The sequence below is a fragment of the Capnocytophaga bilenii genome, from assembly GCF_017565765.1.
In the GTDB taxonomy this organism is placed as follows: Bacteria; Bacteroidota; Bacteroidia; order Flavobacteriales; family Flavobacteriaceae; genus Capnocytophaga; species Capnocytophaga bilenii.
The window spans coordinates 116,046-140,681 of sequence record NZ_JAGDYP010000003.1 but is presented as its reverse complement, the minus strand read 5'-3'; the positions used below and the strand labels follow the sequence as shown (position 1 = coordinate 140,681).

The following is a 24,636-nucleotide window of genomic DNA, read 5'->3' as shown; positions in this document are numbered from 1 at the left end:
CGCATCAAAGCAAGCAAGTATGTACGAAGGTAAAAACGTAATTAGGTAGCTACATAGTTTGAAATTTTTATTCGACAATGGGAGGAAAAGCGGTATTCGTTTCAAAAAACAATCTGTAAGAAGCGGCATTTTTCTCATATTAGACATTTTTTTTATTCGCTTAAAGGTCGGAATGAGCTGGTTTCGTTTCGAGTGCCATAAAAGGTCTGTGTTTAGCTTCTGCAAGGTTTTTCAAAAAAATACTACCCTCAGGACAACGGACAAGGGCTGGAGATTTTTTGAAAACCCATCGGGCTTGACCTTGCAAGAAGCGTTAAGAACACAGAAATACCTTTGCACTCGAACAACGAACCGCCATTACGTGCCTTAAGTGTTTAAAACAGGGAAAATAGGTAAGTCTTAATAACACTCTTATCTTTGTGAGATAGCTTTTTGTAAGGCAACAAAAAAATCCATTGACACATCTCTTTTTGAAATATTATCAATGGATTTCTAATTTTTAAAAGACACTGAGAAGCTATCCTATCTTTAAATTCTTTAATCGTTCGGCAGCAATTTCCATATCCTTGCTGATTTTCTCATTGGTGATTTTAGCATAAATCTGGGTAGTTTTGATATTCTTATGTCCCATCATCTTACTAACACTTTCCAAGGGAACCCCTTCTGTTAAGAACAGAGTACCAAAGGTATGGCGTGCCCAGTGAAATGAAATGGGTTTTTCACGAATGATGTTACAATCTTTCATCATCTTTCTGATTAAGAGGTTGCAATTAGCATTGGAGGGTGTAGGAAACAATGCCTCTGTACGAGTCGTACCTTCATATTTTTCAATAATTTTCTCGGCTATATCCAACAGACGTACATTACAGGGCACATCAGATTTCTGACGGCGTTTGATAAGCCATTTGTTGCCGTCAAAGAACGATTGTAAGTGGCTTCTTTTAAGTTGTTTGATATCAATATAAGAGAAGCCTGTAAAGCAACTAAAAACAAATAGGTCTCGTACTAATTCAGCAGAAGCACTCTTAGGGTGATATTGTAAAAGAGTTTCTACTTCCTCTCTAAGCAAATAGCCTCTATCTTTCTCCTCCATAGAACTTATATAATTCTTAAAAGGATTGCGATAGATAATTCCTTTGTCTATGGCTATTTCTACCATTTTACAAAGGGGCATCATATAAACCCATATTGTGTTGTGAGTAAGACTTTTATTAACTCTAAGATAGAAATCAAAATCGTTGATAAAGTCTTCTGTAAGCTCTTTGAAAGAAATATCACTTCTGCGGTATTTATACTGGATAAACTCGCTCAAATGAGTATATACATTCTCATATTTGTTAAGAGTGCTGTAACTTCTAACACCTTTTTCTACCATCAAGGCAAAGCCTTCTTTGAAATTCTCATAGACTTTTAGCAAGGAATCTTCCATTACTCCTATACCCAAGAAAGTAGCTTTTAGCTTCTGAGCAGTAACCACTCCCTCGTACTTCATCAGTTCCTCATAATGAGTAACCATACGTGAACGGATCTCTTCTAGCTTGCGATTGAGTTGGGTAGCTTCTTCTGTTTTACCTGTTACCCTGCCATATTTCAAATCCCATTTCTGTGGAAGGATTTCAAGTTTGGTACTAAACTGAGCTACCTGATTGTCAATGGTAATACGCCCCATAATAGCAACCTTACCGTTCTTCTTTGGGGCATTCTTTTTAAGGTAAAACAATACCTTAAAGGTTGAGCGTTTTACTTTTTTCATACTCTAATTTTTTAATTTGCGAAAGTACTTTTTATCAAGTTACTGTACAATATGAAAAAAGGTGTAAAACACTGAAATATAACCTATTAATAAAAAATATTTTTCAGTATGGTAGGTAACGATTTAGAAACCTAATTTTGAAAAAAACTATCTAAAACATCTAAGACTCTGTCTTCTCTTATCTTCCTGTCAAAAAATTAATCCTCTTTGTATGAGCTAATTACATTATTTTTTGTAGTTTTGCTTTTTATTCGTAATTTTGCGCCAAAAATTAAAAAATAAAAAACTATGAAAAAGAACATTTATTACTTTGTTATGGGCGTTTTTTCCCTATTGGCTACAGCCTCTTGCTCTAAATCAGAGAGCGAAGAAAGCACAAAATATCAGAACCTACCCAAGGAGGTCAAAAGCATCATTTCTGATAAAATTCTAAGAAAATTAGAAGCGAGCGGTATGGTCATACATACCGGTACTACCCCTCCTAATATTGAAGGTACTTTCAATATAACTCCGTTCGAGTTAGCTTTTACTGATGTACCCGATAATCAGTATGTTGTAGGCTATCAGATAACAGGTTATACCTATCGTTTCTACGACCAACAAGGCGTAAAAATAAAAACGGACTACCAAAACCTCGATTTCTTAAGTAATGATAAAGCGATAGGCAAAGGCACTATTATTTCGGGTAGTGAGAATAAATTCACCGCTTATATGGCTTTTGAAGGTGAAGATAACTCTATAAGTGCCAGCTACAAACAGTTAGCTGTCATTTCAGGAGAAATCACCGCACAAGGCATTAAGAACTTCAAGTATGCTTTTTATTTATTAGAAAAGAATGACCCTCTCAATACCCTAATGCCAGTAGGGGGTACCCGCATTTGGTTCGACAGCGATAATATGTCAGAAAGAGAATAAAGCAACCTACAAGTTGCTAGTTAATGTATAAAAAAAACGTGGGATATCCCACGTTTTTTTATTACCATTGTTTTTGAAATACCAAAATAGTATTTGTGTTGCCAAAGAAAAGAGTTTGTTTATCATCGCTAAAGCTAAACGGAATAGGTACTTTTTGTCCGTTAGAAACGTTGTAATACGTATTGCCTTCTCTTGCCCAAGCAAAGGTTTTTCTTTCTTCATCACCACATTTCACACCGTCATCTGATAACCTGTAGTATATGGTAAAACCAATTGTACTTGCTACAATATCACCTCTAAAGCAAGCAGGAATACCCGCCTTAAATTCTTTTATAGTCTTACCGCTCTTCAATTGTACTTTGGTAAGTCTCCAATAACCTACAAAGGGGTCTAAGTGACTATAATCTACGCCCCGCTTATGAAGAATCAATGTTTCATCATTACCTTTATCATTTAGGAAACGCAGTATGAGCTCTTTGTTTTTCATTTCATAATTGATAGTAGCTGTTTGTCCCTTGTAGCCTTTAGGAGAATCAGCCGTTATAGTCAAATGAAAAGCGCTGTTAGAAGCGGTGTAATCGTAATACTTAAAGTCTTCTTTACAAGTAGAATTATCTTCATATACCCGTTTGTGCTTCAGCTGGTTGTCAGAGATTTCAAATACAGTTCGTTTTGAACATTGATTGGGAGTATACCAATTGTATTCATTTATACTTTGTTTTAGGTTGTACATAGTATGGATATACCAATCACCTTTAAGCGAAGTACTACTACCATTGTCATCATCTTTTCCGCAAGAGAAAAGACATAAAGCTGTGGCAACAAGTGCCGATAAAATACGTTTTTTCATATTTGTTTTTATTTTAAAAGTGAATATCGGGACAAAGATAATAAAAAATATGTTTATATCTTATATAATATTTTTTTATAATCAAAAAATATACTTATTTTTGCCCTGAAAATTTACAAAAATCAGGCGTTTTATGAAATTATTAATATCTTTATTATTGTTATTGCCTTTGTGGGCAAAGGCACAACTAATGGAACCCCTCGACAAATGGGGCGTACGCACCGCCTACACACGCACCAATGGCAGCCGCAGCTTTGTCTTTATAGGCGCCTCACTCAATAGCACCGAAGTAGACCGCAGTGGCTTAGCTGCGATAGGAGCCAAAGTATACGCAGGAGCACAGATAGGAAAACCAGACAGCTGGAAAATAATTCCCGAAGTAGGAGCAGATGCTTTTTTTATTTTACCGGTAGGAGTAGGCGTTTCACTAAACACCGAAGCCATAACACCCCGCGTAGGCATTACGCTCATCAATTCCATCGAATTTTATTGGGGGTACTCCTTGCCGTTTAAAGAAGGAAACAGCTTTCAAGGATGCACATTTTCCGTAATTGTAAATTTGTATAGAGATCTTTTCTACACCCGATAGAGTATACTTTCTATAAAAAAATACATTTTTATACCCGAAAAGGTATATATTTAATGAAAATACGTATCTTTGTACCCGAAAAGGTATACTCATTAGTAATTTTCCCATTATGAACATAGCTTCTTTTGTAAAGGAAAGGCGCAAGCAGCTAAAACTCACACAAACCGAACTAGCAATGCGTGCAGGAGTAGGTTTGCGCTTTGTACGCGAATTAGAGCAAGGCAAAAGCACCCTGCGTTTAGATAAAGTAAATCAAGTATTAGCCCTCTTTGGTGCCGAAGTAGGGGTAATAACCCTTGTTGAGAAATGAAAAAAGCCGACATATATTACAAAAATCAATTAGCAGGACTCCTCACCGAAGACGAGGAGGGGTATCACTTTATATATGATGAGCATTATTTGGCACAGCCACAAGCCAAGCCTATCAGCCTTACCCTACCCTTACAGGAAGCTCCTTACCACAGCAGTATACTTTTCCCTTTTTTTGACGGACTCATACCCGAAGGCTGGCTGCTGCAAATTGCCACTGACAATTGGAAACTCAATCCCCGCGACCGATTTGCGCTACTTTTGGCTATGTGCAAAGATTGTATAGGATGCGTATCAGTAATACCAAAAACAGAAAATAATGTCTAAGTGTTTATATTGTTATAAAGAATTAAATGCCAATGAAACTGACTTTCATAAGGCTTGTAGCAAACAGTTTTTCGGAAGTGCTACCCCCCCATTATTGACTTTAAACAAAGAACAATTAGAAACCCTTGCCAAAGAAATCATCGTAAGGAGTATAGCTGTTACAGGGGTACAACCAAAATTATCATTACAGTTAGAAAAAACAAAAAATGAAACCCCGCGCCTTACTTTAGTAGGTCTTTATGGCGATTATATACTGAAGCCTCCTTCAGAACAATACCCTTGCCTACCCGAAAACGAAGACCTTACAATGCATTTAGCCGAAATAGCAGGCATACGCACTGCAGCGCATTCACTTATTCGTCTTTCTTCAGGCGAATTAGCCTATATTACACGCCGATTTGATAGGCAGAACGGACAAAAAATAGCTGTAGAAGATTTCTGTCAGCTATCCGAAACGCTTACAGAACACAAATACAGAGGGTCAGTAGAGAAAATAGGTAAGTTAGTACGACAATTTACCACCAACAAAGGCTACGAACAGCAACGCCTTTTTGAGTTGATTCTCTTTTGCTACCTGACAGGGAATACCGATATGCATCTAAAGAACTATGCTCTTATTGAAAACACCTTAGGGCAGTATGAGCTCAGTCCTGCTTACGATTTGCTTAGTACTCTTTTAGTACTTCCTGATGAAGAAGAAAGTGCACTTACTATCAATGGTAAGAAAAACCGTCTCAAACGTACTGATTTTGATACTCTGGCAAAGTCCTTACAAATAAACGAAAAAACAGTAGCTGCCATTTACCAACGATTTGTCAAAATACTCCCCACTTGGCAACAGTGGATTGAACGTAGTTTTCTTTCTGCTGAAATGAAAAAACAATACTCCGATTTAATAATTGCCAAATTTTCTAATTCATTTGTGGTATAATTGAATTTTATGACAACACCTCGAATGTTACTATTTTACAAAAGGCTTTCAATTTCTCCCACCCTTATATGGAGTATAACCATCATTATTCTTTTCACCGCAACATCTTAGAGTTAGCCCCTCAGCAATTTGCCCAAATACGTAAACCTGTACAAGGCAAACTTTGTAATACATTGAAAAAGGAATCGTTTAAATGATAATTAAAAAACAGTCAAAAATGAATAAACAGATTTGATAATGAGATATGAGTATCTTGATATAACTTGGATTGGAATACTCCTATTAGGGTTTATCTCCGAGTTCCTCAAAAAAGTTTAAACACGTTTAAAGTATAAAAAGGTAAAATATTTAGAAAAATGATTACTTAGCAATAGCTTAAAAGAAAAAACTCATTAGAAAGTTTTTGTATAGTTCTATTAAAAAGCCTAATATTATAGTTTAGATATGTTTGAAAATTATGTAGAAGGTAAACCTAATTTATCAAAGAAAGCTTTATTTCTTTCTTTAGCCATATTTAATAATCTATCATATGAAATAATTTCTATATAACAATTAAGACTTCTATTAAAACCAAAAAAGCCCATTTTATCAGAAGTTATTTCCAATCCACTATTTTCACATTTATCAAATAGAGAAGGGGTGATATCACAAATAATATAACAAAAGGCTGGAATATTGCCAGAGTCTGGAATAGGTCTCCCATTAAAGGTAGAAACATTACCTTTTCTTATCCTTTTTAAATAGCCATACACTTGTTCTATAGGATTCTTATCTTCTCCCTCTTTAAAATCATTTCGCATAGGTCTTTTAATTTCTATAATAGTGATAGAAGCAAGAGGAGGTGTTTTTCCATTGTTAACAAGCAATGGGTTATCATAGATATTTAAAGCAAATAGATCCGGTTCTTTGTTTTCTTCTGAACCTGTTATAGGCATTGAATTGAGTGTTTTGTCTGAAGCTAAATAGTTATGAAAAGCTAAACGTTCATCTATAAGCCATAAATTACTTTCTTCAGAAAAAATATCTTCTGATGTAGTTTGCATTGGCATTATAAGTTTATGTATTATTTCTTCTTTTACATATTTCCCGTCTTCCTTTTTATTTATAGCATTAGAGAGTAAATCAAGTATTACTTTTCTGTGCATTACATAACCTGCTAAGTCAGATTGCTTGATAACGCTTACTTTAGATAAATAATTTTCTATTTTTTGAGTGTAATCTTTTTCATCTTCTACACTTGGTATAAGTATATTATGTCCTTCTTCAATGAGCTCACTCTCTATACTAGCTAAATGATTATGTAATTTAATTTCAAGATCTTTATCTGATATATTAGGATCTACTATCTTATCTTCTTCAGATATTCTATTTAAGATAGGTTTATATCGTGGAGCCTTAGTATCAACGAAATTCTTAACTCTATCTAAACCATTTACTTTATTTTCTTTCAAAAAAGGATCTAAGTAATTCTTAACTTTTTCTATTGTTTTTTCTCTTATTTCTGTAAAAGTAATTTCTTCTTTATCATAAAGACCATTATTAGATGTTTCAGGAATATTAAAACCTAATCGCTCAGGATTTACATTATTATTTAAAAAAGAGGAAGTAACAAAACATAAATATGAAAATTTATCTTCTTTTTCATTGAGAAATCCAAATAAACCAGGTATTATTTTACTTGATAAAGTATCTTCTTTCACTACTCTATCAGCTGCTGCATAATTAATAGAGTGTTTATTTTGTTGAGTAGATTTTATTTTGATATGTATTATATCAAATATATGAGATTTTAAAGTAAAACTATCTTTTTCAGAAGCATTAAGCATCATAGAATCAAATTCATTTTGTAACTTAATATTATCTTTTCCATCTTGAATTATAATGTCTGGTGCTCCTCCCTCTCTTATAAAATACCAAAGACAATGTTCCAACAAATCTCTTGCAATAGTTGATACAGTCTTTGGTAAACTTTTATAATATTTAGGAGATAAATTTGAAAGTAAAACACTTGTCTTTATATCTGTTTTTGAAGATTCTTCTGTTTTTTCATTAAAGATTTCTCTTTCAGCACTAAAGTCAAACTCTCTTAAAAATATTTTTCCATCTTCTAAAAATGTACTTTTTATCTTTACAATATCATACGCTTTGAGCCATAACAACCTACCAATACCTCTACAACCTAAATTTATTTTGAATTCAGAATCTAAAGTTCTAAATGAATCATAATTTTTCTTATTGAAGCCTATACCATTATCAATTATTTCAAAACCAATAATATTATTTTCAACCCCTTCATAAGTGATCATATGAGAAGAACGGAGTATTTTAATTATAATTTTTCCATTATAATTATCTTTCTCCTGTTTCAACATATCAATAGAATGTATAGAGTTTACCACTGCCTCAAATAATGGAAACAATGAATAAGTGATTGGTAAATTAGTATTACGCAATCTTCCTTTTAAACTCGTATTTAGGTTCATAAATATATTAATTTTTGATTTTGCAAAAATAGAAAATTTTAATCATTAATTATCAATTCTCTTTCAAAATATTTTTATAATATTTTCTACATCACAATATTGATAATCCTATTAGGCACTACAATCACCTTTTTAGGAGCGTTGCCTTGTAGTTGTTCTGCTGTTTGAGGGTCGGCGAGAATAGCTTGTTCTATTTCGGCAGGAGTCATTGTGGTTGCAAAAGCGCGTTTGAAACGTACTTTGCCGTTGAATGATACAGGGTACTCCTTGCTGTCTTCTTGCAAATACCTATCCTCGTGTACCGGATAAGGCGCATAGGCTACGCTTTCGCTGTTTCCAAGCCTTTTCCAAAGCTCTTCAGCGATATGTGGAGCAAAAGGTGCTACCAGTACCGAAAGAGGCGCTAAAACGTCTCTATGGTGGCATTTTAGCGATGACAGCTCATTCACGCATATCATAAACTGACTCACCGAGGTATTGAAGGAGAAATTCTCAATATCTTCATTTACTTTTTTGATAGTTTTATGCAGTGCTTTGAGCATTTCGGGCGTAGGGGCTTCATCGGTTACTTGCCAGCTGTTATCACCAAAATACAAACGCCATAGCTTGCGCAAGAAATTATATACCCCCGAAATACCTGCTGTGTTCCAAGGTTTTGCTTGTTCCAACGGACCTAAGAACATTTCGTAAAGGCGCAAAGTATCAGCACCATATTGTTCGCAAATATCATCAGGGTTTACCACATTGTATTTAGATTTCGACATCTTTTCGACTTCGCGCCCTGTAAGAAAGCTCCCCTCTCCTTTGGAGGGGGTTGGGGGGAGGAATGTCCCATCTTCTAAAATAAACTCAGCATCAGCAAATTCTTTACGCCACGCCTTGAATTTCTCAATGTCTAACTCATCAGAAGTATCTTTGAGGAGAGAAACATCTACGTGAATAGGTTGTACCGATTGCCCTTTTATTTGATTCTTAGATACAAAAGTGTTAGTACCTTCTAAGCGATACGCAAAGGCACTCATACCCAATATCATACCCTGATTAATCAGTTTTTTGAAAGGTTCTTCAGTAGGAGCAAAACCGCGGTCTTTGAGGAATTTGTTCCAGAAACGAGAGTATAACAAATGCCCTGTGGCGTGTTCGCTACCCCCTACGTAAAGGTCTACGTTTTGCCAGTAATCTACTACAGCTTTGGTAGGGAAAACAGCGCGGTCACCTTTTTCCATCATATATTCCAACCAATACCACGAAGAGCCCGCCCAACCTGGCATAGTATTCAATTCTAACGGGAATATCGTTTGGTTATCAATAAGTTCGTTGCTCACTACCTTATGGCTTGCAGTATCCCACGCCCAAGAGGTAGCGTTGCCCAGCGGCGGATTGCCCTCTTCGGTAGGAAGATATTTCTCTACTTCGGGCAGGTGAATAGGTAGGTGCTCCTCGCCTATCATCTGTGGCAAGCCGTTTTCATAGTATACTGGGAAAGGTTCGCCCCAATAACGCTGACGTGAGAAGACAGCATCGCGAAGGCGATAATTCACTTTGGCTTTGCCTGCGCCTTTGGCTTCTAAGGCTGCCAATACTTTGGTAACCGCTTCGCCAAAATTAGTACAACCATTGAGAATATCAGAGTTTTGGTAAGTCATACCTTCTTTGTCAGTAAAGGCATTTTCTGAAATATCTTTATTGAAAATGTTGATAGGTTCAGGCATACCCTTCGCCCCTTTGAAGTGTTTAGCAAAGGCATAATCACGGTCATCGCCAGCAGGTACAGCCATAACAGCCCCCGTACCATAGCTTGCCAATACATAATCGCCTATCCAGATAGGAAGCTCCTTACCCGTAAGCGGGTGCAGAGCATACGCCCCCGTAAAAGCCCCTGATACGGTTTTGGTATCCGCCATACGGTCGCGCTCCGAGCGTTTGGCAGTAGCTGCGATATAAGCCTCTACCTCAGCACGTTGTTCCTCAGTAGTAATAAGAGGCACTAAAGGATGCTCAGGAGCCAAAGTAAGGTAAGTAACCCCAAAAAGCGTGTCAGGGCGAGTAGTGAAAATCCTCACCCCCTGCCCCTCTCCTAAGGAGAGGGGAGACGTTGTATTAATATTATCGCTATTACGCGCCACAGTTCCCCCTCCAAAGGAGGGGGCTAGGGGGAGGATTAACTCTTTTTTTATTTCTTTTAAAACAGCTTCTGTATTACCAAGAACTTCTTCATTAGTAAAGCGAATTACTCTAAATCCCTTTTCATTAAGGAACAATGTACGCTGTTCGTCATATTCTTTTTGAGTAAGCTCATTATGATAGCCTCCGTCTACTTCAATAACTAAATTCTTAGAAAGACAAACAAAATCAACAATAAAATCATCTATTAAATGCTGTCTCCTAAACTTATCTCCTAATTTTTTATCACGCAAAAGTTCCCACAAAGCTGCTTCTGCTTCAGTAGGTTCTTTTCGCATACGTTTAGCTTCTTCTATAAGTCTATATGCATTATTTCCTCCTGTCATAAAGTAAGGTCTATCGCTCTTACACGTAGCAGTTCTCCCTACTTGGTCTTCTTCTATAAAACCGCTGCTATTACGCGCCACAGTTCCCCCTCCTTTGGAGGGGGCTAGGGGGAGGACAATCTCAGCTCCCACCGACTTCCCTATCCAATTCTTCTGACTTTCCTTAATACTCTCACTCCAATCAATGCTATCCAAACCCTGCAAGAGGCGTTCAGCATAAGCCGTAATGCGCATACTCCATTGGGTCATCTTCTTGCGAATTACAGGATGACCACCGCGCTCCGATACGCCATTTACGATTTCATCGTTGGCAAGTACAGTACCTAAGGCAGGACACCAATTCACTTCGGTTTCTGCCAAGTAGGTAAGTCGGTATTTGAGGAGGATTTGTTGTTGCTGTTCTGATGAAAAAGCACGCCACTCTTCAGCAGTGAAGGTGGGGGTGTCGTCATCACAAGCAGCATTTACCTTGCTGTTGCCTTGTTTTTCAAAGAGAGCGATAAGTGTTTCTATAGGTTCTGCTTTGTCAGTTTCGTTGTTATACCACGAGTTGAACAATTGTATGAATATCCACTGGGTATGGCGATAATAGTCGGGGTCTGAAGTTTTTACCTCACGACTCCAATCAAATGAAAAGCCTATTTTATCAAGCTGCTCGCGATAGCGCGCAATGTTCTGTGCCGTAGTAACCGCTGGGTGCTGACCTGTTTGTATAGCATATTGCTCGGCTGGCAACCCGAAGCTGTCGTACCCTTGAGGGTGCAATACGTTGAAGCCCTTATGGCGTTTGTAGCGCGCCACAATATCGCTGGCAATATAGCCCAGCGGATGCCCTACGTGTAAGCCCGCCCCAGAGGGGTAAGGAAACATATCAAGCACGTAGTACTTAGGTTTTGTACTATCGTTTTGGGCGTTGAAAGTGTGATTATCAGCCCAATATTTTTGCCAAAAGGCTTCTATTTCTTTGTGGTTATAGTTCATATTAGTCGTATATTATTAGAAGGTATTAGAAAATTAATTTTTCAGGGACACATACTTGGCTGCGCCAGCTCGCCGACTTTCCTTCGCTCATCCTTCGGTGATCCTTCGGTGATCCTTCGCTCATCCTTCGGTGAAGATAGCTATTAAGGAAATTGTAAAAAGATTGTTCAACTATGGGTTGATGGTTACGATTTTACCTTCGCGGCGCACCACAATCTTTTGGTTATTCTTGCGTTTTTCGGCAATCATTCGCTCGTAAGCAAGGTCTAAACCTTTTAAAAGTTTTTTTTAATATATCTTTTTTAACTTCTTCCTTTTTCATAGCTGTTTTTCATTTGATTATAGAGGAATTAGAAACTTTAAAAGCTGGGCGAATTGCTATTCACACATACCACAAAAGCGATGTTACGAATAATCAAAAGTATATAGCACGATACGGCTTACAGGCTCGTAAAGCATAATGATACCATCTATATGCCCCTTACACCAATCATAACTTGCTGTATCTGCAATAAAATAAAAAGGGTTTCCTTGGTATGAAATTTTAATCCAATCAGGAGAAGATTGGTTTTCATACTCTAATTTCATATCAAAAGCCTTTGGATATTGGTCATAATCAATAGCTCCTTGCCAATTTCCGCTCAGAATATCTCCTCCCAAATGATCTAAAAATTTAGTAAAGTTAGGTTTCCCATTGTATTCAGGATATTGTAAACTCACTAATAAACCATATTTCTCAAAATTAATTTTGTTTTTCTCATATCCTTTCTGCATTTCTTGTAGTTCCTTTTCTTCTTCGGAGTCAAAATCCCAGTGGTGAATAGCGGTTCGTTCAAAATATCCTTCCTCTCCGAGGAACTGAAACTTATTATCGTTAGTCAGGCGGAAAGCCAGCCAGTTAGGCGCAGTATATTCGTTGTGGTACTCAGTGGTTTTCCCTCCTATACAACTTTGATTCCCTTCAAAGGGACACAGCATATATACCTTTTGCCCTGCCCAATCAGGATTGATTTCAGCTAAATCGATACTCATCAGGGGCAAAAAATGATTTTTGAGCCACGGTTGTTCTTTTACAAAGATGTCTTCCGCTTTGGGGAACGCCTGCAAATGGTCGTTCAGTTCTTGGATTTTTCTTTTTGCAGTCATAGTGCTTTAATATTGTTATCCTAATTTCTTGGCGTCGGCTAAAAACTGTGCTAAGCCGCTATCGGTAAGGGGGTGTTTTAATAGCCCTGTAATAGCCGAAAGAGGGGCGGTAATCACATCAGCTCCTATTTTGGCGCATTCGATAATGTGCATCGTATGGCGTACTGAGGCTGCCAATATCTGCGTTTCAAAATTATAATTGTCGTAAATCAGGCGTATTTCTTCTATAAGGGAAAGTCCGTCTGCCGAAATATCATCAAGCCTACCTATAAAAGGCGATACATAAGTAGCACCTGCTTTGGCAGCCAAAAGCGCCTGACCTGCCGAGAATACGAGCGTACAATTGGTGCGTATCCCTTTGTCGGTAAAATATTTGATAGCTTTGATACCGTCTTTTATCATTGGCACTTTCACTACAATCTGCGGGTGAAGGGCGGCAAGCTCTTCGCCTTCGCACACAATACCCTCAAAATCGGTGGCAATTACTTCGGCAGAAACATCACCTTCTACAATGGTACAGATGTCGGTGTAGTGTTTCAGTATTGCCTCTTTGCCCGTGATGCCTTCTTTAGCCATCAATGAAGGGTTGGTAGTAACCCCGTCTAATACGCCCAAATCTTGAGCTTCTTGAATTTGCGATAAGTTCGCTGTATCTATAAAAAATTTCATATTACTTAGGTTTTTAATCTGCTAATTGATAGTGTTTCATCAGCATTTGCTCGTAGCGTTTGCTGGGTAAAAGTCGTTTGAGGACTATTGAAAATTTCTGCAAGAAACTACCTTGCTTATAATGCACTTTGGGGTGCTTGGTTTGTATTACTTTTAGTATTTTTTCTGCCATTTCTTTAGGGTCGCCCCCACTATCTACGTGCTCGTTCATTAGGCGAAGCTGCTTGTCATACACCTCAGCATAAGGCGAATCGCTCTTTACGGGGGCGTGATAACGGCGTGAGGCAATATCGGTAGCATAATCACCGGGGGAAATAGTGCATACCTCTATACCAAAGGCTTTTACCTCCATACGCAAGGCTTCGGTCATCAGTAATAATGCTCCTTTGCTGGCAGAGTAAGCACCTCTAAAAGGTAAGCCCATATAGCCTGCAATAGAGGCAATGTTGATGATACGTCCGCTTTTTTGCGTTCGCATTGTAGGTAGTACCTGTTGTATGACTGCGATTGCGCCGTAAAGGTTGGTAGCAAAAACGTTGTGCAGTTGCTCGGCGGGGAGCTCTTCTACCGCACCTGTAATACCTACCCCTGCATTGTTGATGAGGATATCAATACGCCCTGCTTCGCTAAGGATTTGCTGTACCGCTTCTTTGATAGATGTTTCGTTGCGCACATCCATAGGTAATAGGCGAAAAGGCAAGTTTTTATCGTTGATATTGCGAGCTGTGCCGTATACCAAATACCCTTTGGCGGCGAGCAATAGGGCGGTTTCTTTACCTATACCCGAAGTCGCCCCTGTAATAAGCACTACTTTAGGGTCTAACTGATTGCTATTGGTTATTGCCATAGGTTTGTTTTAAATAGAGTGCTGTACCCTGCTAAAGTCCAGAGCTTCAAAATCTTCTTTCCCTATAAGAAAATTCACCGAATCGTTATCTCTGCAATGAATGCCTATTTTTTCATCGGTATCAATACGCAGTAATAGTATTTTCGGCAAGCCATTGTTGTCTATAGCCTCAACCATATCTTCTACATCGCTATAGCCTCCTATACGATGTACTCTCGGCGAGGGAGGTAATAATTTTCTGAGTTTTTCTTCTACCCTTTCAGGTAAAAGACGAAAATGATCTCTTCGCTCACCAAAGTGTTTTTGCCATAGGGGCAACAATGAATGATTAAAGCGCAGGTTTTCATAAGAGAATGTATCAACCCCTTTGTTAAAACTTAGCCGATACGCCTGTGTAGGGGCAAAAGGCAAAGGTTTCCCTTCAAACTGATATAGCTGCTTAAAATCATCGTAGTTTGTAGCCTCATCTAAGGTAGGATAATATATAACGCGTTGTGTATTGGGCGAATAAGGATTGTATTGGTTGCCGCAGTACTTGCCATTGGCAGCCACCCATATTTGCAACAAGCCTTTTTTAGGATAGATACTATTTTCGGGCAACTGCTCACAATTGATTTGCGCCAACATAAATAGCGGCTTGCCATTACGTGCTGTAGGCAGTGCTGCCCCTTGGGGCAAGTAAGGAACACCCCCAAACTTACTATCGGTAATTGCCAAATCGGTAGAGGGCTGCGCCTCTATATGTATTACCTCACGAGCCGTTGCCGTTTTTACTGCTTCGGCAAAGTTTTCCAGCCTTATTAGCTGCTTCTCTGTCAATCCATCTTCACCATCGCCAAATATTTTTTCTATCCATTGCCATATTCCCATAAGCTCTATATTTTAAAACTGAAAATTGTAATATACCTCTGTAAAATCACATTCTGCAAGTTCTTCTTCCTTAATAAGGAAAATCCCTACCCCTTCTACCCAGTCTATGCCTAATTCATCATCACAATCTATTTGCAATAGCGGGAAAGTGCGGAAATCTTCAGTAGAATAATTGCCATACTCAGCTTCCTCTCCATAACCCCCTAATTTGTTTCCTTGTCCGTTAGGAAGAAAATCGTCAAGGGCTTCATCGGCTTCATCAGATAAGCCATACAAAAAAGGAAGATTGGTACCGAATTTTTCATTCCATTTTTCTATAAAAATAGGGTGATAGCACGAAAGCAGAGAGCTCACCACTTCGGTATCTTTAGTAAAGTGCATAGCAAATTCTTTTGATTTTTTCAAAGGCATACACCCATCATAAAAATGATATTCTGCTTGAAAATTCTCAAAGGGAGTTGCCTCAGTAAGCGTAGGGTAATACAACACCCTGCGGCTATCATCGCCAAAGGGGTCATCACTTTCGTAACGACTACGAAGTCCTTGGTTGTATTCCTCTACATATTTTTTATCGGGGATTCTTATCCAAAACTGCAAGAGCCCTGTTTTAGGATAAAAGTTATTTTCGGGCAACTGCTCGCAGTTAATTTGCGCTATCATAAACAGCGGTTTGCCATCTGAAGTTCTGGGCAAACTGCCTCCTTTAGGAATATAAGGTACTCCTCCCACTTTGCTATCAGTAACAGGCAAGCCCTCAGCAGGCGAAAGCTCATACCTAATCACCTCACGCCTTGTACGCTCAAGTACCTCATCTATTAAATTCTCTACTTGTTCTTTAGTAATATCCATAAGAATTTGCGAATTAGAATATGTCATTCAAATTTATTTGGAGTTCAGGAAACTTCTCTGGACTTACTACACTCCCTGCAAAAAGCGGACGTAGGACGGTATATTTGCCGTTTTGCAACACAAACCTATCCAACTCTTTTTCTTCAGGACGCACTACCCAATATTCGGCTACTTGAGCCTCTTCGTAAAGGGCTAACTTTTTATTTAATTCTTTTTCGGCATTGCTAGGCGATACAATTTCTAATACCCAGTCTGGGGCTCCATAGCAACGTTTGCCATCAGCCAGCTTCTCAGGATCACATACTACACAAAGATCGGGTTGTAAAACAGTATTATCTGTGCCCTCTTTAGAAGGAAGTACTACATCAAAAGGAGCAGTGAATAGCTCGCAAGGCTTTCCTATGAAATAATTGCCTAACAATAGCGTAAGCCTGCGTGATATACGCTGATGATCAATAGAAGGGGCAGCCATTTTAAACAACTTCCCTTTGAAAAGCTCTACCCGCTCTTCAAACTTCCACAACAGATATTCTGCGTAGGTATAAAGCCCGTTAATAGGGTCTAACTGATTGATATTGGTTACCATTTTCGAATTGTTAATTTGACAATTTGCTAATTTGCTAATTGGTCATTAATATATTTTCCTTCTTCGCAAAAATGTGCTAATTCATTTTTGATAAACGCCTGTACCTTATCCTTTACGTTTTCAGGATATAGCAAGTGTACATTGGCACCCGCATCGAGGGTAAAACACAGCGGCACTCCCGTATCTTTGCGATACTGCCATACCCGCTGAATCACTTCTAAAGTATTGGGACGCATCAGTATAAAATACGGAATACTAGTTTGCATCATAGCGTGGAGGGTAAGTGCTTCACTTTCTACTATTTCAATGAATTTTTCAACATCTCCTCTTTGCAAACAATCTGATAGAAGCGTAATATTGCGGTTGGCTTGCTCAAAACGCGCCTCAGCAAAAGGATGACCGTGCATTAAATCGTGCCCTACAGAGCTACTGACTTGTTTTTTACCTCGGTCTATCAGCAGTATAGTATCTTGATAGGTAGTAAATATTTGGTGAACAGGGTAAGGAAATAGAATGCCGTATTCATCGTTACTACCTTCAATATCTGGGTGTTTGCCCCATACAACAACGTTTCCTTTCACACTGCGGCAAGCGCTTCCCGAGCCCAAACGAGCTAATACAGAAGCTTTTTGCCAAAATTCATCTTCGGTATAGGTGTTGCCTATTTCTTTGGCTACCTGCATAAGGCATACCGATAGTGCTGCCATACTGCTCGCCGAGGAAGCTATCCCACTACTATGCGGAAATGAATTGTGAGAATGAATCGTAAAATGATAGTCTCTAAGAAAATCTAAATAAGGTTCTATTCTGCTGAAGAAGGTTTCTATTTTTGGGCGAAAGTCTGGCTTAAGCTCATTATCGAGGTAGAAGTCGAATGAAAAATCTTTTGCAGGTACATTGAGTTTTTGGTATGCTACGGAAGTTTCGGTATAGCAATTGGTAAGAGTAAAGCTAATAGAGGGGTTAGCAGGCAGCTGACCCTTTCTTTTCCCCCAGTACTTTACAAGGGCTATATTACTTGGAGCTTTGAATGTAATCATTCTTCTATCTTACTTTTCTGTTCAACACTAAGTCGAGGTACAGATTTACAGTGTCTTTTAGCTGTTTTCTATTGACGATAAAATCTAAGAAGCCGTGTTCCAGTACAAACTCAGCGGTTTGGAAGCCTTCAGGCAAATCTTGTCCTGTGGTATCTTTCACTACACGAGGTCCGGCAAAGCCTATAAGCGCGCCTGGTTCGGCAATATTGATGTCGCCAAGCATTGCAAATGAAGCACTAATGCCCCCCGTAGTAGGGTCGGTGCAAAGTGAAATATATGGCAATTTGGCTTCGTCTAACTGAGCTAATTTGATAGATGTTTTTGCCATTTGCATCAGTGATAGTGCAGCTTCCATCATACGTGCTCCCCCCGATTTAGAAATCATCAAGAAAGGCAATTTATGCTTAATAGCATAGCTAATAGCACGACATATTTTTTCGCCAACAACGCTCCCCATTGAGCCCCCAATGAAAGCAAAATCCATACACGCAATTACTAATGGTAATCCTTTAGAGTTACCTACAGCGGTACGCACTGCATCTTTTAGATTTGTTTTTTGTTCGGCTTCTTCCAATCGCACTTTATACGATTTGGTATCGACAAAATCTAAAGGGTCTTTAGAAGACATATTAGCATCAAGTTCTTTAAACTCATTATTATCAAAAAGTATTTGAAAATACTCCTTACTTCCTATACGCACGTGGTAGTCGTCTTCAGGGCTTACGTAATAATTTGTAGCCAATTCATCTTGCTCAACGATTTTACCGCTTGGCGATTTAAACCATAATCCTTTTGGGATATCCTTTTTCTCTTCAGTAGAAGTTTGAATTCCTTTTGCTTTTCTTTTAAACCAAGACATAAGATAATTTGTTTTGCTTTTTAGAATGCAAAGATATAAAATATTTTTCAATTAACAATTTTTTCAGTATCTTTGCCTTACGCAAACTTTTAAAATACAAGCACTATGAAATTTGCCTATTTTACAAACCTTTATTCTCCCGAAGAATTTAAGATTTCCTGCCTTATCAAAGATTTTATACAATTCTTAGGCAATAAGAATCACAATAGTTATCTACCTTATCAAATAAACCTTCATCATTCGCACACTCGCTTTTTTTCTCACCTTAGCATCGGCAACCAAAAGGTAGAGGCTCACTTCCAATTACAAAGTCTCAAACTGAATTACGCTATCCAAATATGGAACATTGCTTGCAAACTTGTGGAAGAAAAATACCCTCATTACCTAAAGTACCAATGGGTAAAACAAAAAGCACCTCACCTAAAGCTAACTTTTACCGATAAACACAGAGCTGCTGCCGAGCAGTACTTTTGGGAGACGCTTATAGCCCTTTGCGAAAGTCCCATTATAAGCAGCAGTGAGAGGGTACACTTTAGCAAAGATAATGATAATAGATTGTTAGTAAGTATAGTTTTAGACGAAGATGACCTGAATAGTGCGGTTTGCCAAAAAGTAAGCGATCAATACAAATATGACAAAACACATTATCCGCTTGAGGTTCACCAAAAAAGCTATTCCTTTGAGGAGATAAAGCACTATTTTATACACTGCAATCACAATATAATAAGTTTGCTAAACGCTAAAGAAAGCATCGCCCCACTTACGGGTGCCGAGCGCAAACTCTTTGAGGGGGTTGATAACCTTAGTTGGGATACTATACAGCAGGCTCTTGCCCAAGGAGCTAACATCAATGCAGTGAACAACAATGGCGAAACCGCTTTTTGTGAGCTATTCGCCTCCGCAGTTCTTATGCTTGAGGACAATCCTACACTTGATAAAAATCAACTCATAGCACAAACCATTGACATTGCCGATAAAATGATTGCTATGGGTGCTGATATTGATTATTTTGGTTTTGAGGGCATCAATGCCCTGATGCACACCTCGTACCAGCATCAACCCACCCTAATGAAATATCTTCTTGATAAGGGTGCTAACCCTAATATCAATTATTTTGCTTTTGAAGGAGATACAGCCACCTCAAGTGTTTTAGACAATCTCTGTTATGACGAAAATCACAGCGATATTTCTCCTTCTGAAAAAGAAGAAATATCGCTGTGTATTGCCTTGCTTAAAAATGCAGGTGCTGTGTTTGAATAGTAATCGCTTTTATTGTTTATGAATCAATATCTTTTTTTGTAAAGATATTTGCCTAATTCTTCAGTAGTAATAAAAAAATGTCTATAATATAGTCGGGGGCTAAGAACTGTAAGTTTTTATCTTTCAGTATAGTAGCTATATAACCATTAGGAGTTATTAAAGCACTATAAAAAATATTACTATCGGCAATTACAGTCATATTTTATTTTTTTGTGAAGGTAAAATTATATTTTTTTCTTTAGCCAAACGGGCTGCCACTTTCTTATTAGTTTTTTTTGATAAACTCATTATAAAATCATAATGCTCATCATCTTCTGTTGTTGCAGGTTCAGCCTGAACTATTTTTTCGGGTGTATCAAACTCTATAAAATTGAGAGTTTTTGCATATGCTATAAAGGCTAATGCAGGAGCACTATTTCCTTTTACTTTAAATGAAAATTCAACCATTTTGTCTTTGTCTATTATTTTGTGCAAATATACGAAATAATTATGAATTTTGAATTATGAATTTTGAATTGGGGGTATAAAAAACTTTGGCAAACTCTGAAAGTTTGCCAAAGGGTGTATTTTGAATTATGAATTATGAATTTTGAATTGGGCACAAGCTGCAAGCTGCGCCAACGGGGTCACATACTCAGCTGCGCCAGCTCGCTGACTTTCCTTCGCTCATCCTTCGCTGAACCTTCGGTGTTGTTAGCTGATGGATTAGGCTAATGACTAAAAATAAAAAATTTAACATTATACATTGTGAAATTTAACATTATTTTAACAATGGGGGGGGAATTTTACCTATCTTTGCAAAGATTTTACAATGGGAGTTGGGAGAATTATGAATTTTGGATTTTGAATTTTGAATTGGGCATAAGCTGCAGGCTTGCGCCAGCGGGATAACTCATTTATTTGCTTTTTGAGTTCCCCTCTTTTTGCGCCTTCATCATCTATTCTATTTTGCTTACAAGAGGGGATGGGGATTAGCAGACGTTTTACTGTAAAACGCTCTGCTTTTCTTCGTTATGGCGGGCTTCCATCGTACTTATGACTTCTTTTAAATGGGCGACATCGGCTTCTAAAGCGGCTATCTTTTGGTAATTGGTAACGGGGTCGAGGAACTCAAAGGAAAGATGCATCTTACACTCCCACACTTCTTTTACTTCGGATAAATGTACTGAAATATGGGGATAGGTGCGATTGTCGCTCTTGCAATACAAAGTGCCGTATTTTTCAATGCTATTAATCACTCGCTTGACGATAATACCATCATTTTGGGTAACAACTACGTATACGCGATTGCTGGTAAGGCTTTGCCAATCTTCGACAAACTTACCGACTACATAACTGCCGTCTTGCAGGGTGGGAAACATAGACAAACCGCTTACTTGAAACATACGATAGGTGCCATTGCGCAGTGTGGGCAAACTATAGGTGGGGAGGGTTTCGATAAAAGAACAATCGTCATAGCCGCTTAAATAGCCTGCTTGGGCATAGACGGGCACTAGGGGGATGCGTTCCTCATCTTGGTCGTCTACTACTACGACTTTTGGCATTAGGTCTTTACCCTCTACTCGCACGGGGGGGATTACTTCTACTTTGGGTGTGGTGCTTAGCGTTTTATTTTTTAGCATAGTGCCTTTGCCTGTAATAAGCCATTCTAAATTGAGATTAGGGTATTTCTCTAATACTAAGTTCAGTTTATCAATCCCTATACTTTTAGAAATGCTGTTTACATAGCCGTTGGATGCGCCTATTTCTTTTTCAAAAGCAGCTGCAGATAAGCCTTCTGCTTCTATAAATCGTTTGATGCGTTCTTTTACACTCATTACCAATTCAGTATAAATTATATTAAAAATATTAGAGAATTTCTTTGTAATAAATTTGGAAGATAAAGAAAAACTCTATACCTTTGCCCTATAAATCTACAGTTGATTTAGGGCGCAAAGATAGTGATTATTGGGGAATTATGAATTGTAAATTATAATGTGCGATTTGCACCAATTAAAAAAAATGATAAAAATAGATGAAAACAACCGAGAAAACCATCAGAAGAATGAGTGCCTCTGCTGCGACAGCAAGCACACAGGCACACCACTTGCGAGGACAAAACTTGCGCGAACGCAACAAGGCGGTGATAGAAGAGTTTAACAAGCACGATGCGCGCTACATTCCTATTACGGTAATATGGCGAGAGTTTATTTACCCTAAATTCTTTATCTCACGGCAAACGCTGTACCGTATCTTAAATGCTGAATTTGGCGAAGACAAATTGGCTAATTGACAAATTATTACTATCTTTGTCGCCTAAATAACTTTTTCTTTTTTTACTTTTCACTTATATGAACTGGATAACCGTAAAAGAATACGAAGATATTACGTATAAAAAATGTGATGGTGTAGCGCGTATTGCCTTCAACCGTCCTGAGGTGCGCAATGCTTTTCGCCCTAAAACTACTGCCGAACTGCTCGATGCGTTTAAAGATGCTTATGAGGATATCAATATAGGGGCGGTATTGCTTTCTGCCGAAGGTCCTTCGCCTAAAGATGGTGTGTGGAGTTTTTGCAGTGGTGGCGACCAAAAAGCGCGTGGGCACCAAGGCTATGTGGGCGATGATGGCTATCACCGACTGAATATTCTTGAGGTGCAACGCCTTATTCGCTTTATGCCCAAAGTGGTGATTGCGGTAGTGCCGGGTTGGGCAGTGGGGGGCGGACACTCATTGCACGTAGTATGCGACCTTACCCTCGCTAGCAAAGAGCACGCTATTTTTAAGCAAACTGATGCCGATGTAACGAGTTTTGATGCGGGTTATGGTTCGGCTTACCTTGCTAAAATGGTGGGGCAGAAGAAAGCCCGCGAAATTTTCTTCTTAGGGCGCAACTATTCTGCGCAAGAGGCTTTCGAAATGGGTATGGTAAATGCGGTAGTGCCTCACGATGCGCTTGAAGCAACTGCTTTTGAATGGGCGCAAGAGATAATGGCAAAATCGCCTACTTCTATAAAAATGCTGAAGTTTGCAATGAACCTCACTGATGACGGTATGGTAGGTCAGCAGGTATTTGCAGGTGAAGCGACTCGCTTGGCTTATATGACTGATGAGGCGAAAGAAGGGCGCGATGCGTTCCTTGAAAAGCGCAAACCTAACTTTGAGAAAAAATGGATTCCTTAATAATTTGCTAATTGGCTAAATTGAATATTATGACTGAAAAATTTGTTTTACAAGAGGATGCTCAGGGGAATATGAACCCTATATTGCCCGAAGGAGTGAAAAACTACCTCATAGACATTGATGGTACGGTAGGTGAAGATATTCCTAACGAAGAACCTGAACGTATGGCGACTGCTGCGGTTTTTCTGGATGCGCTGGCACAAGTAAATAAATGGTATGACGAGGGACACGTAATTTACTTTTTTACTTCGCGTACCGAAGCACATCGCGAGGTTACTGAGCGATGGCTAAAAGAAAATGGCTTTAAGTATCACGGTATTATCTTTGGTAAGCCTCGTGGGGGTAACTATCATTGGATTGATAATCACGTGGTGAAGGCGACTCGCTACAAGGGCAAATTCACCGATTTGGTGCTTAAAGAGGAAACGGTAGAGGTGTTTAATGATTAGGAAATTAGTGAATTAGCAAATTGGGAAATTAGTGAATTAGCAAATTATTTTTAAAATGAAAGAAGCTATTAAAAATAAGATAAAAAGATGGTTAGTTGGTATAGATAGTCAAGAAAACTTACCTAATGATATTGTTGCTCTGAATTTTAACATCTCAGAACCCTATGAATTAGAGCTTATAGGTTCTTCTTGGTATGATGATGAAGACCCTGATTGGGCTTGCGAAGACGATTTTGTACCTGATGACTGCTTTTTACCTTTAGATGAAATACCTGAAGAAGTTCATTGGGAGCAAGTACTCTCAATGATTACTGAAATTCTTAAAGAAATAGTAGCTGAAAATAGTATTAAACTCTTTAACGTACAACATATAGCTATAGGTTTTGTAGATGGCGATTTACAAATCGTAAAATAAGCTACAAACTATACGACTCACACTAAATTTACTAATTTACTAATTTGCTAATTTTCAAATTGGAATAGTATGATAAAAACAATGGCGGAACTTTCGGCACAGGGCGAAACTCCCGAAGTACTTTTTTGGGTGGGCTGTGCTGGTAGTTTTGATGATCGCGCAAGGCGCATCGTCAAGGCTTTTGCTCACCTGTTAGAAAAGGCAGGGGTACGCTTTGCTGTGCTTGGCACCGAAGAGAGCTGCACTGGCGACCCTGCCAAGCGTGCCGGCAATGAGTTTCTTTTTCAGATGCAGGCAATGATGAATATAGAGGTGCTCAATAGTTACCAGATTACTAAAATAGTAACCACCTGTCCGCATTGTTTTAATACGATTAAAAACGAATACCCTGCACTGGGGGGTAATTACGAAGTGATGCATCACACCCAATTGCTTAAAAAATTGATAGATGAAGGACGCCTTACAATAGAAGGTGGTACTTTCAGAGGCAAGCGCATTACCTTTCACGACCCTTGCTACCTTGGTAGGGCTAACAAGGTGTACAATGCGCCGCGCGAGATATTAGAGCGTTTGGAGGTTGATTTGGTAGAGATGAAAAAGAACCGAGCTCGTGCTTTGTGCTGCGGTGCGGGAGGTGCGCAGATGTTTAAAGAAGCTGAAAAAGGTGATAAAGAAATAAATGTACTCCGCACCGAGCAGGCTATGGAAACAAAGGCTGAAATTATCGCTACCGCTTGTCCGTTTTGTAATACGATGATGTGCGATGGTGTAAAACATAAAGAAGGGACGTTAAAAGTATATGATATAGCAGAATTACTTTATGAAAATTCAAAATAA

Annotated in this window: 26 protein-coding genes; 11 read left to right on the top strand and 15 right to left on the bottom strand. The window is 38.5% G+C overall.

All coding sequences use genetic code 11. The annotated features are described in order from the left end of the window. Positions 1-517 precede the first annotated feature (517 nt). Positions 518-1,753: a site-specific integrase gene (locus J4N46_RS04955; protein ID WP_208058394.1), complete on the bottom strand. Its 1,236-nt coding sequence runs from the start codon at positions 1,751-1,753 to the stop codon at positions 518-520. Between the two features lie 288 nt (positions 1,754-2,041). Between J4N46_RS04955 and J4N46_RS04950 the strand changes: the two genes are divergently transcribed. Then, positions 2,042-2,668, top strand: coding sequence for a hypothetical protein (locus J4N46_RS04950; protein WP_208058393.1), 627 nt, complete (start codon positions 2,042-2,044; stop codon positions 2,666-2,668). Positions 2,669-2,729: 61 nt separating this feature from the next. Here the strand turns inward: J4N46_RS04950 and J4N46_RS04945 are convergent, their stop codons facing one another. Next, the gene (locus J4N46_RS04945; protein WP_208058392.1) at positions 2,730-3,518 is read right to left on the bottom strand and encodes a lipocalin family protein; all 789 of its coding nucleotides are present in this window, start codon (positions 3,516-3,518) and stop codon (positions 2,730-2,732) included. Positions 3,519-3,651: 133 nt separating this feature from the next. Between J4N46_RS04945 and J4N46_RS04940 the strand changes: the two genes are divergently transcribed. The 4 genes from J4N46_RS04940 to J4N46_RS04925 all read left to right on the top strand — a co-directional run bounded on the left by J4N46_RS04940 (position 3,652) and on the right by J4N46_RS04925 (position 5,674). Then, positions 3,652-4,107 carry a hypothetical protein gene (locus tag J4N46_RS04940; protein WP_208058391.1) on the top strand — a complete coding sequence of 152 codons (456 nt, stop codon included), beginning with the start codon at positions 3,652-3,654 and terminating at the stop codon, positions 4,105-4,107. Between the two features lie 109 nt (positions 4,108-4,216). Next, a complete protein-coding gene (locus tag J4N46_RS04935) occupies positions 4,217-4,417 on the top strand; it encodes a helix-turn-helix transcriptional regulator (protein ID WP_208058390.1) in 201 nt (66 codons plus the stop codon). After that, complete coding sequence (locus tag J4N46_RS04930; protein ID WP_208058389.1) at positions 4,414-4,743, top strand: HipA N-terminal domain-containing protein; 330 nt, start codon at positions 4,414-4,416, stop codon at positions 4,741-4,743. The genes J4N46_RS04935 and J4N46_RS04930 overlap by 4 nt, the downstream gene beginning before the upstream one ends. Beyond that, positions 4,736-5,674 carry a type II toxin-antitoxin system HipA family toxin gene (locus tag J4N46_RS04925; protein WP_208058388.1) on the top strand — a complete coding sequence of 313 codons (939 nt, stop codon included), beginning with the start codon at positions 4,736-4,738 and terminating at the stop codon, positions 5,672-5,674. Before J4N46_RS04930 ends, J4N46_RS04925 begins: the two co-directional genes overlap by 8 nt. Before the next feature lie 455 nt (positions 5,675-6,129). Here J4N46_RS04925 and J4N46_RS04920 read toward each other — a convergent pair whose 3' ends face one another. From J4N46_RS04920 to accD, 10 genes are all read right to left on the bottom strand, one after another. After that, on the bottom strand, positions 6,130-8,157 hold the full coding sequence (locus tag J4N46_RS04920; RefSeq protein ID WP_208058387.1) for a hypothetical protein: 2,028 nt from the start codon (positions 8,155-8,157) through the stop codon (positions 6,130-6,132). 86 nt (positions 8,158-8,243) lie between these two features. After that, entirely contained in the window at positions 8,244-11,648 is a 3,405-nt protein-coding gene (locus J4N46_RS04915) for a leucine--tRNA ligase (protein ID WP_208058386.1), read from the bottom strand. A 405-nt stretch (positions 11,649-12,053) separates the two neighbouring features. After that, entirely contained in the window at positions 12,054-12,794 is a 741-nt protein-coding gene (locus tag J4N46_RS04910) for a hypothetical protein (protein ID WP_208058385.1), read from the bottom strand. 15 nt (positions 12,795-12,809) lie between these two features. Continuing rightward, entirely contained in the window at positions 12,810-13,463 is a 654-nt protein-coding gene (gene fsa / locus J4N46_RS04905) for a fructose-6-phosphate aldolase (protein ID WP_208058384.1), read from the bottom strand. Between the two features lie 13 nt (positions 13,464-13,476). Then, positions 13,477-14,310 carry an SDR family oxidoreductase gene (locus J4N46_RS04900; protein WP_208058383.1) on the bottom strand — a complete coding sequence of 278 codons (834 nt, stop codon included), beginning with the start codon at positions 14,308-14,310 and terminating at the stop codon, positions 13,477-13,479. Between the two features lie 9 nt (positions 14,311-14,319). Beyond that, a complete protein-coding gene (locus J4N46_RS04895; protein WP_208058382.1) occupies positions 14,320-15,180 on the bottom strand; it encodes a YwqG family protein in 861 nt (286 codons plus the stop codon). Between the two features lie 12 nt (positions 15,181-15,192). Then, positions 15,193-16,056 carry a YwqG family protein gene (locus J4N46_RS04890; RefSeq protein ID WP_236013729.1) on the bottom strand — a complete coding sequence of 288 codons (864 nt, stop codon included), beginning with the start codon at positions 16,054-16,056 and terminating at the stop codon, positions 15,193-15,195. Continuing rightward, positions 16,043-16,615: a Uma2 family endonuclease gene (locus J4N46_RS04885; RefSeq protein WP_208058381.1), complete on the bottom strand. Its 573-nt coding sequence runs from the start codon at positions 16,613-16,615 to the stop codon at positions 16,043-16,045. Before J4N46_RS04885 ends, J4N46_RS04890 begins: the two co-directional genes overlap by 14 nt. A gap of 26 nt (positions 16,616-16,641) precedes the next feature. Further along, on the bottom strand, positions 16,642-17,655 hold the full coding sequence (locus J4N46_RS04880; protein ID WP_208058380.1) for a diphosphomevalonate/mevalonate 3,5-bisphosphate decarboxylase family protein: 1,014 nt from the start codon (positions 17,653-17,655) through the stop codon (positions 16,642-16,644). A gap of 4 nt (positions 17,656-17,659) precedes the next feature. Then, positions 17,660-18,514, bottom strand: coding sequence for an acetyl-CoA carboxylase, carboxyltransferase subunit beta (accD, locus tag J4N46_RS04875; protein WP_208058379.1), 855 nt, complete (start codon positions 18,512-18,514; stop codon positions 17,660-17,662). 105 nt (positions 18,515-18,619) lie between these two features. On the opposite strand from accD, the gene J4N46_RS04870 reads away from it, so the two are divergent. After that, on the top strand, positions 18,620-19,774 hold the full coding sequence (locus tag J4N46_RS04870; protein ID WP_208058378.1) for an ankyrin repeat domain-containing protein: 1,155 nt from the start codon (positions 18,620-18,622) through the stop codon (positions 19,772-19,774). A gap of 52 nt (positions 19,775-19,826) precedes the next feature. Here the strand turns inward: J4N46_RS04870 and J4N46_RS04865 are convergent, their stop codons facing one another. The 3 genes from J4N46_RS04865 to J4N46_RS04855 form a co-directional block, all read right to left on the bottom strand. Next, entirely contained in the window at positions 19,827-19,973 is a 147-nt protein-coding gene (locus J4N46_RS04865; protein ID WP_394369223.1) for a hypothetical protein, read from the bottom strand. Continuing rightward, positions 19,970-20,221: a hypothetical protein gene (locus tag J4N46_RS04860; RefSeq protein WP_009415128.1), complete on the bottom strand. Its 252-nt coding sequence runs from the start codon at positions 20,219-20,221 to the stop codon at positions 19,970-19,972. The genes J4N46_RS04865 and J4N46_RS04860 overlap by 4 nt, the downstream gene beginning before the upstream one ends. A gap of 536 nt (positions 20,222-20,757) precedes the next feature. Next, positions 20,758-21,591 (bottom strand): LexA family transcriptional regulator, encoded by an 834-nt coding sequence (locus J4N46_RS04855; RefSeq protein ID WP_009415125.1) that lies wholly within the window; start codon positions 21,589-21,591, stop codon positions 20,758-20,760. A gap of 197 nt (positions 21,592-21,788) precedes the next feature. On the opposite strand from J4N46_RS04855, the gene J4N46_RS04850 reads away from it, so the two are divergent. From J4N46_RS04850 to J4N46_RS04830, 5 genes are all read left to right on the top strand, one after another. Next, on the top strand, positions 21,789-22,046 hold the full coding sequence (locus J4N46_RS04850; protein ID WP_009415124.1) for a hypothetical protein: 258 nt from the start codon (positions 21,789-21,791) through the stop codon (positions 22,044-22,046). Between the two features lie 58 nt (positions 22,047-22,104). Further along, positions 22,105-22,935, top strand: coding sequence for a 1,4-dihydroxy-2-naphthoyl-CoA synthase (locus J4N46_RS04845; RefSeq protein ID WP_009415123.1), 831 nt, complete (start codon positions 22,105-22,107; stop codon positions 22,933-22,935). A gap of 29 nt (positions 22,936-22,964) precedes the next feature. Beyond that, positions 22,965-23,384 carry an LNS2 domain-containing protein gene (locus J4N46_RS04840; protein ID WP_208058377.1) on the top strand — a complete coding sequence of 140 codons (420 nt, stop codon included), beginning with the start codon at positions 22,965-22,967 and terminating at the stop codon, positions 23,382-23,384. Between the two features lie 55 nt (positions 23,385-23,439). Continuing rightward, positions 23,440-23,799 (top strand): cupredoxin domain-containing protein, encoded by a 360-nt coding sequence (locus tag J4N46_RS04835; protein ID WP_208058376.1) that lies wholly within the window; start codon positions 23,440-23,442, stop codon positions 23,797-23,799. Between the two features lie 69 nt (positions 23,800-23,868). Next, a complete protein-coding gene (locus J4N46_RS04830) occupies positions 23,869-24,636 on the top strand; it encodes a (Fe-S)-binding protein (RefSeq protein ID WP_009415120.1) in 768 nt (255 codons plus the stop codon).

What these genes read in the sequence shown, in the direction of transcription:
- J4N46_RS04955 (WP_208058394.1), bottom strand. Translation starts at nt 1,753, where the DNA reads ATGAAAAAAGTAAAACGCTCAACCTTTAAGGTATTGTTTTACCTTAAA.
- J4N46_RS04950 (WP_208058393.1), top strand. Translation starts at nt 2,042, where the DNA reads ATGAAAAAGAACATTTATTACTTTGTTATGGGCGTTTTTTCCCTATTG.
- J4N46_RS04945 (WP_208058392.1), bottom strand. Translation starts at nt 3,518, where the DNA reads ATGAAAAAACGTATTTTATCGGCACTTGTTGCCACAGCTTTATGTCTT.
- J4N46_RS04940 (WP_208058391.1), top strand. Translation starts at nt 3,652, where the DNA reads ATGAAATTATTAATATCTTTATTATTGTTATTGCCTTTGTGGGCAAAG.
- J4N46_RS04935 (WP_208058390.1), top strand. Translation starts at nt 4,217, where the DNA reads ATGAACATAGCTTCTTTTGTAAAGGAAAGGCGCAAGCAGCTAAAACTC.
- J4N46_RS04930 (WP_208058389.1), top strand. Translation starts at nt 4,414, where the DNA reads ATGAAAAAAGCCGACATATATTACAAAAATCAATTAGCAGGACTCCTC.
- J4N46_RS04925 (WP_208058388.1), top strand. Translation starts at nt 4,736, where the DNA reads ATGTCTAAGTGTTTATATTGTTATAAAGAATTAAATGCCAATGAAACT.
- J4N46_RS04920 (WP_208058387.1), bottom strand. Translation starts at nt 8,157, where the DNA reads ATGAACCTAAATACGAGTTTAAAAGGAAGATTGCGTAATACTAATTTA.
- J4N46_RS04915 (WP_208058386.1), bottom strand. Translation starts at nt 11,648, where the DNA reads ATGAACTATAACCACAAAGAAATAGAAGCCTTTTGGCAAAAATATTGG.
- J4N46_RS04910 (WP_208058385.1), bottom strand. Translation starts at nt 12,794, where the DNA reads ATGACTGCAAAAAGAAAAATCCAAGAACTGAACGACCATTTGCAGGCG.
- fsa (WP_208058384.1), bottom strand. Translation starts at nt 13,463, where the DNA reads ATGAAATTTTTTATAGATACAGCGAACTTATCGCAAATTCAAGAAGCT.
- J4N46_RS04900 (WP_208058383.1), bottom strand. Translation starts at nt 14,310, where the DNA reads ATGGCAATAACCAATAGCAATCAGTTAGACCCTAAAGTAGTGCTTATT.
- J4N46_RS04895 (WP_208058382.1), bottom strand. Translation starts at nt 15,180, where the DNA reads ATGGGAATATGGCAATGGATAGAAAAAATATTTGGCGATGGTGAAGAT.
- J4N46_RS04890 (WP_236013729.1), bottom strand. Translation starts at nt 16,056, where the DNA reads ATGACATATTCTAATTCGCAAATTCTTATGGATATTACTAAAGAACAA.
- J4N46_RS04885 (WP_208058381.1), bottom strand. Translation starts at nt 16,615, where the DNA reads ATGGTAACCAATATCAATCAGTTAGACCCTATTAACGGGCTTTATACC.
- J4N46_RS04880 (WP_208058380.1), bottom strand. Translation starts at nt 17,655, where the DNA reads ATGATTACATTCAAAGCTCCAAGTAATATAGCCCTTGTAAAGTACTGG.
- accD (WP_208058379.1), bottom strand. Translation starts at nt 18,514, where the DNA reads ATGTCTTGGTTTAAAAGAAAAGCAAAAGGAATTCAAACTTCTACTGAA.
- J4N46_RS04870 (WP_208058378.1), top strand. Translation starts at nt 18,620, where the DNA reads ATGAAATTTGCCTATTTTACAAACCTTTATTCTCCCGAAGAATTTAAG.
- J4N46_RS04865 (WP_394369223.1), bottom strand. Translation starts at nt 19,973, where the DNA reads ATGACTGTAATTGCCGATAGTAATATTTTTTATAGTGCTTTAATAACT.
- J4N46_RS04860 (WP_009415128.1), bottom strand. Translation starts at nt 20,221, where the DNA reads ATGGTTGAATTTTCATTTAAAGTAAAAGGAAATAGTGCTCCTGCATTA.
- J4N46_RS04855 (WP_009415125.1), bottom strand. Translation starts at nt 21,591, where the DNA reads ATGAGTGTAAAAGAACGCATCAAACGATTTATAGAAGCAGAAGGCTTA.
- J4N46_RS04850 (WP_009415124.1), top strand. Translation starts at nt 21,789, where the DNA reads ATGAAAACAACCGAGAAAACCATCAGAAGAATGAGTGCCTCTGCTGCG.
- J4N46_RS04845 (WP_009415123.1), top strand. Translation starts at nt 22,105, where the DNA reads ATGAACTGGATAACCGTAAAAGAATACGAAGATATTACGTATAAAAAA.
- J4N46_RS04840 (WP_208058377.1), top strand. Translation starts at nt 22,965, where the DNA reads ATGACTGAAAAATTTGTTTTACAAGAGGATGCTCAGGGGAATATGAAC.
- J4N46_RS04835 (WP_208058376.1), top strand. Translation starts at nt 23,440, where the DNA reads ATGAAAGAAGCTATTAAAAATAAGATAAAAAGATGGTTAGTTGGTATA.
- J4N46_RS04830 (WP_009415120.1), top strand. Translation starts at nt 23,869, where the DNA reads ATGATAAAAACAATGGCGGAACTTTCGGCACAGGGCGAAACTCCCGAA.